The organism is Brachybacterium muris, assembly GCF_016907455.1.
Classification (GTDB): Bacteria; Actinomycetota; Actinomycetes; order Actinomycetales; family Dermabacteraceae; genus Brachybacterium; species Brachybacterium muris.
Window position 1 is genome coordinate 385,543 of sequence record NZ_JAFBCB010000001.1, and the last position, 13,943, is coordinate 399,485.

Consider the following 13,943-nt stretch of genomic DNA (forward strand, 5'->3'; position numbering starts at 1 on the left):
TCGCTCCTGCGCGCCCTGTGTCACCACCGGTTCACCCGCCAGACAGACGCCCATGACACGCTTCTCGACATGACCACCACCGACACCACCCCGACCCTTGAGCAGCGTGCCCGGCGCGAGGCCGACCGCGCCCGCATCTCCGGCGCCCTGGAGCACCTGGCCGGCAAGGACCTGATGATCGGTCTGGACGTGGACGGCACCCTGGTGGATCACGACGGCGCCATGACCGATCCCATGCGCGAGGCCCTCCAGCGGGCCGCTCAAGACCATCATGTGGTGATCGCCACCGGCCGTTCCATTGGCGCGACCCTGCCGATCGTGGAGGCCGCCGGCATCGAGCATGGTTACGCGGTGTGCTCCAACGGCGCGGTCACCGTCCAGATGGACCCGGGGCTGGAGGGCGGCCACCGGGTGATAAGCACCCGCGTGTTCCAGCCCGGCCATGCCCTGGCCACCCTGCGTGAGGTCGCCCCGGATGCCCACTACGCGGTGGAGATGGCCGACGGCTCCTTCCACGCCACCCCAGGCTTCCAGGACGCCAGTTTCGGGGTGCGCGCCACCGAGACGAACCTAGACGACCTGATGGTGCTGGAGGCTGTGCGCGTGGTGGTCCACGTCCCGGACCTCACCCCGCAGGAGTTCTCCAAGGTGGTCGCCGAGTCCGGGGTGCACGGCGTGGAGTATGCGATCGGATGGACCGCCTGGCTGGACATGGCCGCCCCGGGCGTCTCCAAGGCCAGCGCACTGGAGGAGATCCGCGAGCGCCTAGGCATCGACCAGGGCAGCACCGTGGCCGTCGGTGACGGCTTCAACGACACCGAGATGCTTCAGTGGGCCGGCGTGGGCGTCGCCATGGGCCAGGCCCCACAGGGTGTCAAGGACGTGGCCGACACCGTCACCGCCTCGGTGTATGAGGACGGAACCGTGCTGGTGCTGGGTTCCCTCAGCGACGCCTGAGGAACTGCCTCATCGACTGCTCAGGCCGCTCGGGCTCCTGGCACCGGCCTCACTCGCAGCACCACCTTGCCCAGGTGCCCGCCCGCGCGCAGCACCGCGTGGGCATCAGCGGCCTGCTCCAGTGGGAACGGGGACCGGACGGGGATTCGCACGGTGCCGTCGGCCAGCCACGGCCACACCAGCTCCCTGGTGCGCTCCAGGATCTCGCGCTTGTCCTCGGTGGGGCGTGAGCGCAGGGTCGTGCCGATCACCCGGGCCCGCTTGCCCATCAGCGCGCCGATGGGCAGCTCGCCCGTGGCACCGCCCAGGGTGCCGATGATGATCAGCTGGCCGTGCTCGCGCAGCATCGCGACGTTGTCGGCCAGGGCCGGGCCGCCCACCACGTCGAGGATCACGTCGGCGCCGCCGGCCTCCTTCACCGCGGCCCGCAGATCGGTGGTGCGCCGGTTCCAGGCCAGCTCCGCGCCGAGCCCGCGCACCACCTCGATGGCCTCATCGGAGCCGACGGTGGTGAGAACCCGGGCACCGAGGGCGCGGGCGATCTGGATCGCGGCCGTGCCGATGCCGCCGGTGCCGCCTTGGATCAGCACCGTCTGTCCGGCCCGCAGCCCGGCCTCGGTCACCAGGTTGGAGACCACGGTGGCGCACACCTCCACCACTCCCGCGGCCTCCACCAGGTCCAATCCCTCCGGGACCGGGAGCAGCTGACCTTCCGGCACGGCCACCACCTCGGCGTAACCGCCTCCGGCCAGCAGCGCCACCACCGGCTCGCCGGTGTCGCGGCGGTGCCCGGAGACCTCCAGGCCGGGCAGGTCGGAGGCGCCAGGCGGAGGGGGATAGTGCCCGGCCACCTGCGCGAGGTCTGCCCGGTTCACACCGGCCGCCACCACGTCCACCAGCACCTCACCGGGTGCGGGGACGGGCTGTGGCACCTCGGTGAACTGCATGCGATGGTCCTCGGTGATGGCGATGGCGCGCATCAGCGGCGCCTGATCCGGGAGGCCGGCCGTGGATGTCTCGGCGGCATTCACAGCGCCACGTCCACCACGGTGCGGCCCCGCACCTGACCGGCGAGGATCCTCGGCGCGTAGTCGATCACCTCGGACAGACCGATGGTGGTGGTCAGCCAGTCCAGCAGGTCCAGGTCCAGTTCGTCGGCCAGCGCGTCCCAGGCCCGCTGCCGCAGCGGCAGCGGGGCATCGACCGAGTTCACCCCGGCGAGCGTCACCTGCCGCAGGATGAACGGCAGCACCGTGGTGGGCAGGTCCGGGCCCTGGGCCAGGCCGTAGGCCGCCACGGTCCCGCCCCACCGGGTCTGCGCCAGCACGTTCGCCAGGGTCGTCGATCCGACCCCGTCGATGGCGCCTGCCCAGCGCTGTGACTGCAGGGGCTTGCCGGGCTCTGCGCCCACCTCGTCGCGGTCGATCAGTTCGGCGGCACCCAGCTGCCGCAGGTACTCCTCGTTCTCGGTGCCGCGACCGGTGGAGGCCACCACCCGGTACCCGCGCGCCGCGAGCAGGGCGATCGCGATGGACCCCGCGCCGCCCGAAGCGCCGGTGACCAGCACGTCCCCGTCATCGGGCGCCAGGCCCGCGTCCTCCAGGCGCAGCACGGCAAGCATCGCGGTGAAGCCCGCGGTGCCGATCGCGGCGGCCCGCTCGGGTGAGAGCGTGGCCGGTAGGCGCACCAGCGCATCGGGACGTACCCGGGCGCGAGTGGCGAAGCCGCCGTGGCGGGACTCGCCGATGCCGTCACCGTTGAGGATCACCAGGTCACCGGCATCCCAGGCATCGCCGCTCGAGGCGGTGACCCGGCCGATCAGGTCGATCCCGGGGATCAGCGGGAAGCTGCGGGCGATGCCCTTGCCGGCCACCGCCATGCCGTCCTTGTAGTTGTAGCTGGAGGTCAGCACGTCCAGCTCCACGGTGGCGCCCTCGGTGGCCTCCAGCAGGGCCGGGTCGGCGTCCTCGACCAGGCGGGGCTGGGCGCCCTTGGACTCGATGATCACGGCGCGCATGGCGGTCCTCTCCCTCGGGTGCTGGTCGCTCCAGCCTAGGCCTCGAGGGTCCCTGGCTGCTCGGCCACCGGTCGCACCACCCGTGCCCGAAAGGCACGGTGCCGGATCCGGACCGATCGGTGCGTGATCCGAGGATCGTTCTCGCCGAAAGTCCTGGAAAAATCCAGCTCGGAGGCGGAAGCTGGACGTGATGACCACCGCGACCGCATCCCCCGAGCAGCCACCCACCCACGATCAGCAGCGCGATGAGCAGAGCGTCGTGCCGGACCCCCACGCGGTCGGCACCGAGCAGGCGATGGAGGTGCTCGAGGTCTCCGGTGACGGCCTGACCGCCGACGCCGCCGCCGCACGCCTCGAACGGTACGGTCCCAACGCCCTGCCCAGCGGGGAGCAGGAATCGGCGCTGACGCGACTGCTGCGCCAGTTCCGGGACCCGATGATCTACGTGCTGATCGGCGCCGCGGTGCTTACCACCGTGATGGGCCACTACGTGGACACCATTGTGATCGCCGCGGTGGTGATCATCAACGCGGTGATCGGCTACCTGCAGGAGGGCAAGGCCGCCGACGCCCTGGACGGCATCCGCACCATGCTTTCCCTGGAGGCGCAGGCCCGCCGCGACGGCACCTGGGTGACCGTGCCGGCCGACGAGCTGGTGCCCGGTGACGTGGTGCGCCTGGCCGCCGGGGACAAGGTGCCCGCCGATCTGCGGATCCTGGAGGCCACCAACCTCACCTGCGAGGAGTCCGCCCTGACCGGCGAATCGGTGCCGGTGGAGAAGGGCACCGACCCCGTCGAGGCCGATGCGGGCCTGGGCGACCGCACCTCCATGGCGTTCTCCGGCACCACCGTGGCCTCCGGCTCCGGCCGGGGCCTGGTGGTCGGCACGGGCCGCCGCACCGAGATCGGCCACATCACCACCATGCTCGACGAGGTCGAGTCCATGGAGACCCCGCTGACCCGGCAGATGGCCTCCTTCAGCACCAAGCTGTCGCTGCTGGTGGTCATCGCCGCGGTGCTGATGTTCGGCATCGGCTGGGTGCTGTACGACTACTCCCTGGCCGACCTCACCCTCTCCGCGATCGGTTTCGCGGTGGCCGCGATCCCCGAGGGCCTGCCGGCGGTGCTCACCATCACGCTGGCCCTCGGCGTGCAGAAGATGGCCGGCCGCAACTCCATCACGCGTCGCATGAACTCGGTGGAGACCCTGGGCTCGGTCACCGTGATCTGCTCGGACAAGACCGGCACCCTCACCCGCAACGAGATGACCGTGCGCACCGTGGTCACCCCCGAGGGCACCTACGAGGTCAGTGGCACCGGCTACGCCCCCGAGGGCGACATCGAGCAGGACGGTGCGGCCGTCGGACCCGAGGAGCGCAACGACCTGCGGATGCTCGCCGAGGTCGCCGCCCGTACCAACGACTCCACCGTCAGCCGCAAGGACGACAGGTGGGTGCTCTCCGGCGAACCCACCGACGGCGGCCTGCGCACCTTCGCGATGAAGGCCGGTATCGAGGGGCACGACGAGAACCGCATCGACGCGGTCCCCTTCGACTCCGCCTACAAGTACATGGCCACCCTGGACCGCATCGACGGCATCGGCGACGTGGTCAACCTCAAGGGCGCACCGGACCGCCTGCTGGACCGCTGCGACCGCCAGGGCGTGGACCTGGATGAGAACGAGCCGCTGGACCGCGAGCACTGGGAGCGCGCCATCGACGAGCTGTCCGGGCAGGGCCTGCGCGTGCTCGCCGCTGCGGTGCGCCGCGCCGATGACAGGGGCTCCGCGACATCCCTGACCACCGATGACATCGACGGTGGCGGCTTCGTGTTCCTGGGGCTCTACGGGATCATCGACCCGCCGCGCGAGGAGGCGATGGACGCGATCCGTGCCTGCCACGACGCCGGCATCCGGGTCGTCATGATCACCGGCGACCACGCCGGGACCGCCTCGGCCATCGGTCGTGAGATGGGCATCGAGGACGAGCAGGGAGCCGTCACCGGCGCTCAGCTGGAGGAGGCGAGCGACGAGGAGCTCGCGCAGCTCGCCCGCACCCACTCGGTGTTCGCCCGCACCAGCCCCGAGCACAAGCTGCGCCTGGTCCAGGCCCTGCAGGACGACGGCGAGGTCGTCTCCATGACCGGTGACGGCGTGAACGACGCCCCCTCGCTCAAGCGTGCCGACGTGGGCGTGGCGATGGGCATCAAGGGCACCGAGGCCACCAAGGACGCGGCCGACGTGGTGCTGGCCGACGACAACTTCGCCACCATCGCCGACGCCGTCCAGATGGGCCGCACCATCTACGACAACCTGCGCAAGGCCATCGTGTTCATCCTGCCCACCAACGGTGCGCAGGGCCTGGTGGTGCTGGTCTCCGTGCTGCTGGGGATGACGCTGCCGCTGACCCCGGTGCAGGTGCTGTGGGTCAACACCATCACCGCCGTCACGCTGGCCCTCGCGCTCGCCTTCGAACCGGGGGAGCCGGACATCATGCGCCGCCCGCCGCGTGATCCGAAGGAGTCGATCCTGCCGCGCGCCGGGGTGGTGCGCATCGTGTACGTGTCGCTGCTGCTGGGCGCGGTCACCATCGGGGTGTTCCTGCTGGGCCAGGCCGCCGGGGTGCCGCTGGAGATCTCCCGCACCACCGCGGTGAACACGCTCGTGGTGGGGCAGATCTTCTACCTGCTGGCCTCGCGCTTCACCCGCACCACCAGCCTGCGCAAGGAACTGCTGACCACCAACCCGATCTCGTGGCTGTGCATCGCGGTGATGCTGCTGCTGCAGCTGGCGTTCGTGTACGTCCCGTTCATGCAGACCACCTTCGCCTCCGGCCCGGTGGGCTGGATGGGATGGCTGGTGCCGCTGGGCGCGGGTGTGCTGGTGTTCGCCGTGGTCGAGGCCGACAAGGCACTGCGCCGCCGGTGACCGTGGCCGGCCGTGGCGGCAGCGCCGGCCTAGAAGGAGACGGTGCCCCCGGCGATCACGGCGATCGCCACCACCATCGACCAGAACGCCGCGAAGACGAGGCCCGCCCTGGTGAGGACGGTCCACTCGTGGCCGCCGGTGACGGTGCGCACCAGGCTGCCGATCGCGGCCACGCACAGCCCCGCCATTCCTCCGGCCAGCATCCACGCCAGGTACACCACGGCAGAAGAGCCGTCGGGGAGGTAGCTGCTGACGATCCAGATGGACACCACCGCCATCACGGCAAGCATGGCCAGGGTGGTGGCGGTCAGGGAGTCGCCCCTGCGCGCTGAGGACACCGACGGGGAGGCGGAGGAGGACGTGGGCGCGGGGACACCGATGTCCTGGGATGTGTTGTCGCTCATGTCGTGACTGTAGACGGGAACGGGCGCAGGGGGAATAGTCGAAGGTCGAGCAGCGGCCGACGGGCCACGGCCGTGTGCTCCCCAGGCACCCGGCCCGGTATGCTCGATCGGTGCCTCACGGCACCGGGAGGGTTGACAGAGCGGCCGAATGTGGTGGTCTTGAAAACCACTGTGCGGTAACCCCGTACCGCGGGTTCGAATCCCGCACCCTCCGCCCCGTGGCACGAGTGCTACGAGCCGAAGTCCATGTCCAGCTCGGTGGTCACCAGGTGCACCTGCTCCTCGCTGATGCGCACCGCCACGGCGGCCTCCGCGGAGAACACTTCCGGCACCCCCAGCGGACCGGACCGGTCCACGTCGTAGGGCTGCACCATCATGCCCTGCAAGGTGTCCAGCACCACCAGGGTCCCTTCCTCGGGGCGCAGTGCGTACGACAGGCGCTCGCCGGCGCTGACCAGGCGCAGAGCCTCAGGATCCACGTGCCGCCACAGCTCCGTCCCCTCGGCGTCCATCCCGGTGACCACGGTGCCGGAGACCAGAACGATGGTCCCGGTCGCGGGATCGAGCGCGACGGCGGTGGCGTCCTTGCCCAGGACACTGCCGTCGGTGAGGTCCACCAGCAGGCCGAAGCCCTCACCGTCATCGGTGTCGCCCCGCACCACGGCCAGGTTCGCGAGAGGATCGATGGTCCCGGGCACGTGCGCGCTCATCGGATCGGCGCCGGCGGGCAGGTCCAGCTCCCACAGTCGGCTTCCGTCTGCGGAGGAGACTGCCACCAGCTGCGCCCCCTGGGTGTGCAGCACGGTGCCGAGGTGCTCGGCCACGATGCGGCCGCCGTCGAGGTCGGCCTCGGCGATCACGGTGTCCCCGGTGCCGGCGGCCACGGCCACCCGCTCGCCGCCCGCCCCCATCGGCTGCTCGCCCGGCGCGGCGAACACCAGGCCCGGTGCGACCTGCGGGCCGGGCACCTCCGTGGGCCCCCACAGGGTCTGGCCGGTGACCAGGTCGTAGCCGTTCAAGGTGCTGAGCACGACCTGCTCCTCGCCCGCCGCCACATCGGCCAGGACCGCTACCGGGGCGTCGTCCTCGGTGCGGGAAACGGCGAATCCGGTGCAGCTCAGCGGCCGCCGGGCGGTCCAGGACACGGTGCCGTCCTCGACCACTGCGATGTAGCGCAGCGCGTCCTCCTCCTCGGCGTAGCCCAGGAACATGTCGCCGAGCTGCCGTGGGGTGCCGCTCCAGCCCGGGGCCACCATCACGTGGGTGGTCATCTCCAGCGGCAGCCGCAGGGCGGACTTGTCCACGGTCTCGGCCACGGTGCGGTCCGGCACCGGCGTGGGGTCGATCGAGGTATCGGGCAGCTCGGGTGTGGGAGCACCGGAGGGGCTGCTCGAGCCGGTCGGCGCGGGATCCTCGGAGGTGCAGGCGGCCAGCCCCATCACCCCGAGGAGACCCACGGGGAGGGTGCGGGCGAAGGTGCGTCGTCTCATGGCTCCTGCCGGGTGGTCGAGGGTGCGGCACTGCCGCCGGAGGTGTTGTCGTCGACTGGGTCGCTGGCGTGGGAGGCACGACGGGAGCGCCGGCTGCGCTGGCGCCCCCACCACCACAGCAGCAGCGCGACCACCGCCGCGGCGATGATCACGACGATCTGCACGGTCGGGTCGGACAGCGCCGAGCCCGCCTCCTGCCAACGGGCCAGCGTGCCGGTGGGAACCAGCGACGGCAGGGTGACCAGGCCGTTCGTGGCCCAGAACAGCACCCCCAGAGCCATGATCACCACACCGGTGACGACGGTGGTGGTGTGCAGCTCCCGGCCCAGCAGCGTGAAGGTGCGGCCGCGAAGCAGGGAGCGGCCACGGCCTCCCAGCAGGTCCCACACGGCCGCCAGCAGCATCAGCGGCACCACCATGCCGGCCCCGTACACGGCCAGCAGGATCACGGCACCCAGCACATCGGCCTGCCCCATCGCCAGGGTGAGGACAGCGCCGAGGATCGGTCCGGCACAGAACCCGGCCACCCCGCCCACGGCACCCAGCAGGAAGGTGCGCAGGAACCCGGAGCCGCGCGAGGCCCGCTGCTGCACCCGGTCGAATCCGGGCAGCAGACGTGACAGGTCGAAGCCCCAGCCGAGGACGTGCATCGCGCCCAGGACGATCAGCAGCAGGGAGGTGACCGCCACCAGCACCCCGCGGTGCTGCGCCACGAGCATGCCGACGGCACCGATTCCCACACCCAGCGGGACCAGGGTCACCAGCAGCCCCGCATAGAACACCAGGCCGTGGGGGATCAGCTGGGCCCGGGACGTGAGGGACGAAGCGAAGAAGCCCGGCAGCAGCAGTGCCCCGCAGGGGCTGAGCAGGGACAGCATCCCGCCCAGGAACGCAGTCAGGATCCCGATCTCCATCGCCGCGGCCTCAGCCCTGCGCCCGGTCCAGGGCCTCGTCCACCGCGGTGGTGAACACCTCGGTGGGCTGGGCGCCGACCATCGGGGAGCCGCCGAGGATGAACGACGGGGTGGAGAAGGCACCCAGGTCGATGCCCTGCTGAGCGTTGGCGGCGACCGTCTCGGCGACCTCCGGGGAGTTCAGGTCCTCGGTGAACTGCTCGGTGTCCAGCCCCAGCTCCGCGGCCAGTTCGATCAGTGACTCCTCGCTCAGCTCCTGCTCGGAGCGGATCTCACCGCCGGCGAACAGGGCGTCGTGGTACTCGGTGTGCCGGCCCTGCATCGCCGCGGCCAGGACGGCCCGGCTGGCACGCTCGGAGTTCTCGCCGTAGATGTTCACGTCGCGCCACTCGATGCGCAGCTCGCCGCGGTCCACGTACTCGCGCAGCTCCGGCAGGGTCTCGTTCGACCAGCGTGCGCAGTAGGGGCACTGGAAGTCGGTGAACACCACCAGTGCGACGGGAGCGTCGACGGGGCCCTCGGCCAGCAGGTCGTCGGGGTCGCGGCTCTCCTGGGCGCTCAGGTCAGGGGTGGCCACCTCGGAAGGATGCGGGATCGGGCCCGTGGCCGCCCTATCGGTGCCGGACTGCTGGCCGGGCTGGGCGGGGGATGCCTCGTCGCCCCCGCCGTCGGGGCGCAGCACCAGCACGCCGGTGATGAGCAGCGCAGCGACCGCCACGATCACGGCCGGCACGATCCACGGTCGATCGGGGCGCTCCTCAGCGGGGGAGCGGGGGGAGTCCTCGGAGCGGGGCATGGCGTCCACTGTGGATCGCGAAGGGGCGGGGTGCAACCGATCCGCCCCCGGGTGTGAGCGAACCTGCCCGGGCGGGGCCGCTGCTGCCGCCCACGGGGGCCGCAGCAGAGCCCTCGGTCAGGACGCCTTCTTCTTGCTGGAGGTGGAGGAGCTCTTCTTCTGACCGCTCTTCGATGCGCCGCCCTTCTTCTTGCCGGACGTGGAGGAGCTCTTCGATGTGCTCTTCTTCGAGTTCCCGCTCGTGCCCGACGTGCCGGTCTTCTTCGACGTGCCCTTCTTCCCCCCGCTCTTCTTGGCCGACCCGCCCTTGGAGCTGCCCTTCTTCGATCCGCTCGAGGTGGATGCGGAGGTGGATGTGGCGGTGCTGGTGCTCGAGGTGCTCTTGGCGGACGAGTCGTCCCCGCGGCGTTTGCCGAGGCTGCGCTCCAGGGCGTCCATCAGGCTCAGCACCTTGCCGCCACCGCTGCCATCGTCGTCCGAGCCCTCGGACTTCTTCTTCTCCTGCTCGGCGCGCTCCTTGCCGAAGGTCTCCTCGGTATCGATCGCATCGCCCTGCTCGAGCTTCTCGTCGATCAGGGTGCGCAGCTGCTCCTGGTACTCGTCGGTGTACTGGTCCGGCTCCAGGTCACCGCTGAACTGCTCCACCAGTGCGGCCGACATCCTCAGCTCCTTGTCGGTGACCTTGGTGCGCTTGGACGGCGCGAAGTCCACGTCCTTCAGGTCGCTAGGCCAGCGCATCGTCTGCAGCACCAGCAGGTCCTCGTGCCGGCGCAGCACCCCCAGGCGGGTCTTGGAGCGCAGGGTGAAGTGCACGATCGCGGTGCGGTCGGTGGCCTCCAGAGTGCGACGCAGCAGCACGTACGACTTGGGGGAGCGCCCCACCGGCTCCAGGAAGTAGCTGGTGCCCAGCAGGATCGGATCCACCTGGTCGTTGGGCACGAACTGCACCACGTCGATCTGGTCGTTGTCCTCCGCCGGCAGGGAGTCCAGCTCCTCGTCGGTGAGGATCACCGTCTTGTCGCCGTCGTCGTACGCCTTGGCGATGTCCTCGTACTCCACCTCGCGCCCGCACACCTCGCAGTGCCGCTCATAGCGGATCCGGCCGTTGTCGTCGTCGTGGACCTGATGGAAGGACACGTCGTGCGACTTCGTTGCCGAGTACAGCTTCACCGGCACGTTCACCAGCCCGAAGGCGATCTCACCACTCCAGATTGCGCGCATGCCTGATCCCACCACGTTCTCGCCTCCCGGGCCAGCGATCCGGGCGACCGAACGGACGACCAGCCGCTGTCCGCCCAGATTCCAGCGGCGGACCGACCGGACGATCCGCGCTCGATCCCGTGACGGCCGCCCGCGAGTGCGGCACAGTGGAGCGATGGCGACTGGTGAGCAGCAGGTCGAGGTGGACGGTCACACCCTGAAGGTCTCGAACCTGGACAAGGTGATGTACCCGGTCACGGGCACCACCAAGGGCGAGGTCATCGACTACTACCTGCGCATCGCCGAGGTGATGATCCCGCAGGTCACCCGCAGGCCAGCCACCCGCAAGCGCTGGGTCGACGGCGTGGGCACCGAGGAGAAGCCCGGCCAGGTGTTCTTCCGCAAGGACCTGGAGGACTCCGCACCCGACTGGGTGCCGCGGGCCGCGATCGAGCACCGCTCGGGAACCAGCACCTATCCGCTGATCGACCAGCTGGCCGTACTGGTGTGGCTGGCCCAGCTGGCGGCGCTGGAGATCCACACCCCGCAATGGCGCTTCGACGATGCCGGGGAACCGCACAACCCCGACCGGCTGGTGCTGGACCTCGATCCCGGCGACGGCGCCGCGCTCGCCGACTGTGCCCAGGTGGCGCAGTGGTGCCGGGAGATCCTGGACGACATGGGTCTTGCCACCTACCCGGTGACCTCCGGCTCCAAGGGCATCCACCTGTACGCACCCCTGGATGGCACCAGCACCGTCGAGGAGGTTGCCGCCGTCGCCCACGAACTGGCCCGCGCACTGGAGGCCGACCACCCCGACGAGGTGGTCAGCGACATGAAGAAGACCCTGCGCCGCGGCAAGGTACTGGTGGACTGGTCCCAGAACAACGGCTCCAAGACCACCGTGGCCCCGTACTCCCTACGCGGCCGCTCCCATCCCACCGTCGCCGCGCCCCGCACCTGGGAGGAGATCGAGGACCCGCACCTCGCGCAGCTGGAGTTCACCGAGGTGCTCGCCCGGGTCGAGGACGGCCAGGACCCGATCGCGCCGCTGGGCTTCGATACCGAGGCAGACGGCTCATCGGCCGGCAGGGCCCGCGACCGCCTGGAGGTGTACCGCTCCAAGCGCGACCCCGAGAAGACCCCGGAGCCGGTCCCCGCCCCGCCCGGCTCCGAGCAGGCGGAGGACTCCCCGGCATCGACGGCTGCGCGCGAGGCACTGGAATCCGCCGCTCCGATGTTCGTGATCCAGGAGCATCACGCCTCGAGCCTGCACTGGGACTTCCGCCTGGAGAACCACGGGGTGCTGGTCTCCTGGGCCGTCCCCAAGGGGCCACCGCTGGAGACCGACGTGAACCGCCTGGCCGTGCAGACCGAGGACCATCCCCTGGAGTACGGCACCTTCGAGGGAACAATCCCCAAGGGCGAGTACGGCGGCGGAGAGGTGACCATCTGGGACGCGGGCACCATCGAGATCGAGAAGTGGCACGAGGGCAAGGAGGTCATCGTCGTCGTCCACGGCCGTCATGACGGCGGCCTCGGCGGTGTCCCGCGCCGCTACGCGTTCATCCGCACCGGCGGGATGGGACGGAAGAAGGGCAAGAGCGCCGCCGCGAAGGAGAAAGCGGAGAACAACTGGCTGCTTCACCTGATGAAGGACCAGCCGGAGCCCGGCACCCCGGCCCCCGATACCGATAGTGCTCTGCCCACCTCGTCAGGGTCCGCCGGTGCCGAGATGGACGAGCCGATCGCCCCCATGCTCGCCACCGCGGGGTTGCGCTCGGACATCCGCGACGAGGACGAGTGGGCCTTCGAGATGAAGTGGGACGGGGTGCGGGTGATCGCCACCGTGCTCGGCGAGCAGGTACGCCTGACCAGCCGCAACGGCAAGGACCTCACCGCCACGTTCCCCGAGCTCGCCGAACTGGTCGAGGCGATCGACCCCGAGGTCCGCGAGGCCGGGCAGACGGTGATAGACGGGGAGATCGTGGCGCTGGACGCGAACGACCGCCCCTCCTTCGGCAGGCTCCAGCAGCGCCTCGGACTCACCGCCGAGGCCGATGTCACCGCGGCCCGGAAGCAGGTCGAGGCGTACCTGATGGCCTTCGACCTGCTGCAGCGGGGCGGCGACTCCCTGTTGCGCACCCCGTACCAGGAGCGGCGCGAGGCCCTGTTCGAGACCCTCACCGCCACCGACCACGTGCACGTGCCGCCCGCCGATCACGGCGACGTGGACCACGCGATCGACCTGTCCCAGCAGCTGCGCCTCGAAGGCGTGATGGCGAAGAAGGAGACCGGCATCTACCAGGCCGGGAAGCGCTCCCGCACCTGGATAAAGATCAAGAACGCCCGCCACCAGGAGGTGGTGGTGATCGGCTGGCGGCACGGCAAGGGCTCCCGTTCGAGCACCGTCGGCTCCCTGCTGGTCGCCGTTCCCGACACGGATGGGGAACTGCGCTATGCGGGCCGCGTGGGCACAGGGTTCAGCGATCGCGACCTCGAGCGGGCGGCCGACATGCTCGGCTCGCGCGTTAGGAAGACTCCGCCGGCCGACGATGTGCCCGCCGCTGACCGGCGCGATGCCACCTGGGTGCGGGCCGACCTGGTGGGGGAGGTGCAGTACGGAGAGCTCACCGAGGACGGGCGGCTACGGCACCCCGTGTGGCGCGGATGGCGGCCCGACAAGGACGCCGACGAGGTGCGCTGGGAGGAGTGAGCGACCGGGTGCGGGAGCAGAAGCGTTCCCGCGGGAACGTCACATGTCCCCTATTTGTCAGATCCTTGGTCGTTCAGCAGCTGTGGCAACATCTCGTCGACAAGGTACGCACGCAAGGCAGGGATGTCCCGGGTAAGAGTGCGCCACACGCGCTGAGGGTCGAGGTCGTCGTACTGGTGCGCCGCAGAATTCCGTTTCGAGTACGCCCTACTCACAGGGGGACTGCCTCATCAAGAACACGATCGCGGAAATGTCCGCGAAGGGCATCGATCGCGACGATGTCGACGTTCACCCCGAGCAGTTCCTCGAGCTCGAGTCGTAGGCCGATCTCATCGAGAAGGGAGGCTTCGTCGGAGAACTCCACCAGCAGGTCGAGGTCTGAGCCCACATGGTCCTCGCCGCGGGCGACAGAGCCGATGACCTGGGGCGAAGTGGCGTGGTGGCGCGCGATCACAGCGCGCATCGCCGCGCGATGCGCGTCAATGCGATCCGACGGACGCCCTGAGGTGGCCATGCCCCGATG

At 70.3% G+C, this 13,943-nt stretch carries 12 protein-coding genes and 1 tRNA gene; 4 read left to right on the forward strand and 9 right to left on the reverse strand.

Annotated features, from left to right (window positions below):
* Nucleotides 1–69: 69 nt before the first annotated feature.
* Entirely contained in the window at nt 70–957 is an 888-nt protein-coding gene (locus tag JOD52_RS01720) for an HAD family hydrolase (RefSeq protein WP_239551710.1), read from the forward strand.
* A gap of 20 nt (nt 958–977) precedes the next feature.
* On the opposite strand, the gene JOD52_RS01725 is transcribed toward JOD52_RS01720, so the two are convergent.
* Nucleotides 978–1,937, reverse strand: coding sequence for an NAD(P)H-quinone oxidoreductase (locus tag JOD52_RS01725; RefSeq protein WP_204408610.1), 960 nt, complete (start codon nt 1,935–1,937; stop codon nt 978–980).
* A gap of 47 nt (nt 1,938–1,984) precedes the next feature.
* Entirely contained in the window at nt 1,985–2,974 is a 990-nt protein-coding gene (locus tag JOD52_RS01730) for an MDR family oxidoreductase (protein WP_204408611.1), read from the reverse strand.
* A gap of 190 nt (nt 2,975–3,164) precedes the next feature.
* On the opposite strand from JOD52_RS01730, the gene JOD52_RS01735 reads away from it, so the two are divergent.
* Nucleotides 3,165–5,900 (forward strand): cation-transporting P-type ATPase, encoded by a 2,736-nt coding sequence (locus JOD52_RS01735; protein ID WP_204408612.1) that lies wholly within the window; start codon nt 3,165–3,167, stop codon nt 5,898–5,900.
* 29 nt (nt 5,901–5,929) lie between these two features.
* Here JOD52_RS01735 and JOD52_RS01740 read toward each other — a convergent pair whose 3' ends face one another.
* Nucleotides 5,930–6,304, reverse strand: coding sequence for a hypothetical protein (locus JOD52_RS01740; protein WP_204408613.1), 375 nt, complete (start codon nt 6,302–6,304; stop codon nt 5,930–5,932).
* 126 nt (nt 6,305–6,430) lie between these two features.
* Here JOD52_RS01740 and JOD52_RS01745 point away from each other — a divergent pair.
* Nucleotides 6,431–6,518, forward strand: a tRNA-Ser gene (locus tag JOD52_RS01745).
* Between the two features lie 16 nt (nt 6,519–6,534).
* Here the strand turns inward: JOD52_RS01745 and JOD52_RS01750 are convergent.
* The 4 genes from JOD52_RS01750 to ku all read right to left on the reverse strand — a co-directional run bounded on the left by JOD52_RS01750 (nt 6,535) and on the right by ku (nt 10,725).
* Nucleotides 6,535–7,794, reverse strand: a complete 1,260-nt coding sequence (locus JOD52_RS01750) for a PQQ-binding-like beta-propeller repeat protein (protein WP_204408614.1) — start codon at nt 7,792–7,794, stop codon at nt 6,535–6,537.
* Complete coding sequence (locus JOD52_RS01755; protein ID WP_204408615.1) at nt 7,791–8,708, reverse strand: cytochrome c biogenesis CcdA family protein; 918 nt, start codon at nt 8,706–8,708, stop codon at nt 7,791–7,793. The genes JOD52_RS01750 and JOD52_RS01755 overlap by 4 nt, the downstream gene beginning before the upstream one ends.
* Nucleotides 8,709–8,718: 10 nt before the next feature.
* The gene (locus JOD52_RS01760) at nt 8,719–9,504 is read right to left on the reverse strand and encodes a DsbA family protein (RefSeq protein WP_204408616.1); all 786 of its coding nucleotides are present in this window, start codon (nt 9,502–9,504) and stop codon (nt 8,719–8,721) included.
* Between the two features lie 117 nt (nt 9,505–9,621).
* Complete coding sequence (ku, locus tag JOD52_RS01765; RefSeq protein ID WP_204408617.1) at nt 9,622–10,725, reverse strand: non-homologous end joining protein Ku; 1,104 nt, start codon at nt 10,723–10,725, stop codon at nt 9,622–9,624.
* 154 nt (nt 10,726–10,879) lie between these two features.
* Here ku and JOD52_RS01770 point away from each other — a divergent pair, with 154 nt between their 5' ends.
* Nucleotides 10,880–13,420, forward strand: a complete 2,541-nt coding sequence (locus JOD52_RS01770; protein ID WP_204408618.1) for an ATP-dependent DNA ligase — start codon at nt 10,880–10,882, stop codon at nt 13,418–13,420.
* Nucleotides 13,421–13,470: 50 nt separating this feature from the next.
* On the opposite strand, the gene JOD52_RS17845 is transcribed toward JOD52_RS01770, so the two are convergent.
* Nucleotides 13,471–13,635: a HepT-like ribonuclease domain-containing protein gene (locus JOD52_RS17845; RefSeq protein ID WP_083871854.1), complete on the reverse strand. Its 165-nt coding sequence runs from the start codon at nt 13,633–13,635 to the stop codon at nt 13,471–13,473.
* Nucleotides 13,632–13,934 carry a nucleotidyltransferase family protein gene (locus JOD52_RS01780; protein ID WP_031307520.1) on the reverse strand — a complete coding sequence of 101 codons (303 nt, stop codon included), beginning with the start codon at nt 13,932–13,934 and terminating at the stop codon, nt 13,632–13,634. The genes JOD52_RS17845 and JOD52_RS01780 overlap by 4 nt, the downstream gene beginning before the upstream one ends.
* Between the last annotated feature and the right edge of the window lie 9 nt (nt 13,935–13,943).

Excerpts from the sequence above, each read along its gene's own strand:
- JOD52_RS01740 (WP_204408613.1), bottom strand. The coding sequence starts at position 6,304 with ATGAGCGACAACACATCCCAGGACATCGGTGTCCCCGCGCCCACGTCC.
- JOD52_RS01725 (WP_204408610.1), bottom strand. The coding sequence starts at position 1,937 with ATGCGCGCCATCGCCATCACCGAGGACCATCGCATGCAGTTCACCGAG.
- JOD52_RS01720 (WP_239551710.1), top strand. The coding sequence starts at position 70 with ATGACCACCACCGACACCACCCCGACCCTTGAGCAGCGTGCCCGGCGC.
- JOD52_RS01730 (WP_204408611.1), bottom strand. The coding sequence starts at position 2,974 with ATGCGCGCCGTGATCATCGAGTCCAAGGGCGCCCAGCCCCGCCTGGTC.
- JOD52_RS01760 (WP_204408616.1), bottom strand. The coding sequence starts at position 9,504 with ATGCCCCGCTCCGAGGACTCCCCCCGCTCCCCCGCTGAGGAGCGCCCC.
- JOD52_RS01755 (WP_204408615.1), bottom strand. The coding sequence starts at position 8,708 with ATGGAGATCGGGATCCTGACTGCGTTCCTGGGCGGGATGCTGTCCCTG.
- JOD52_RS01780 (WP_031307520.1), bottom strand. The coding sequence starts at position 13,934 with ATGGCCACCTCAGGGCGTCCGTCGGATCGCATTGACGCGCATCGCGCG.
- JOD52_RS01770 (WP_204408618.1), top strand. The coding sequence starts at position 10,880 with ATGGCGACTGGTGAGCAGCAGGTCGAGGTGGACGGTCACACCCTGAAG.
- JOD52_RS01750 (WP_204408614.1), bottom strand. The coding sequence starts at position 7,794 with ATGAGACGACGCACCTTCGCCCGCACCCTCCCCGTGGGTCTCCTCGGG.
- ku (WP_204408617.1), bottom strand. The coding sequence starts at position 10,725 with ATGCGCGCAATCTGGAGTGGTGAGATCGCCTTCGGGCTGGTGAACGTG.
- JOD52_RS01735 (WP_204408612.1), top strand. The coding sequence starts at position 3,165 with ATGACCACCGCGACCGCATCCCCCGAGCAGCCACCCACCCACGATCAG.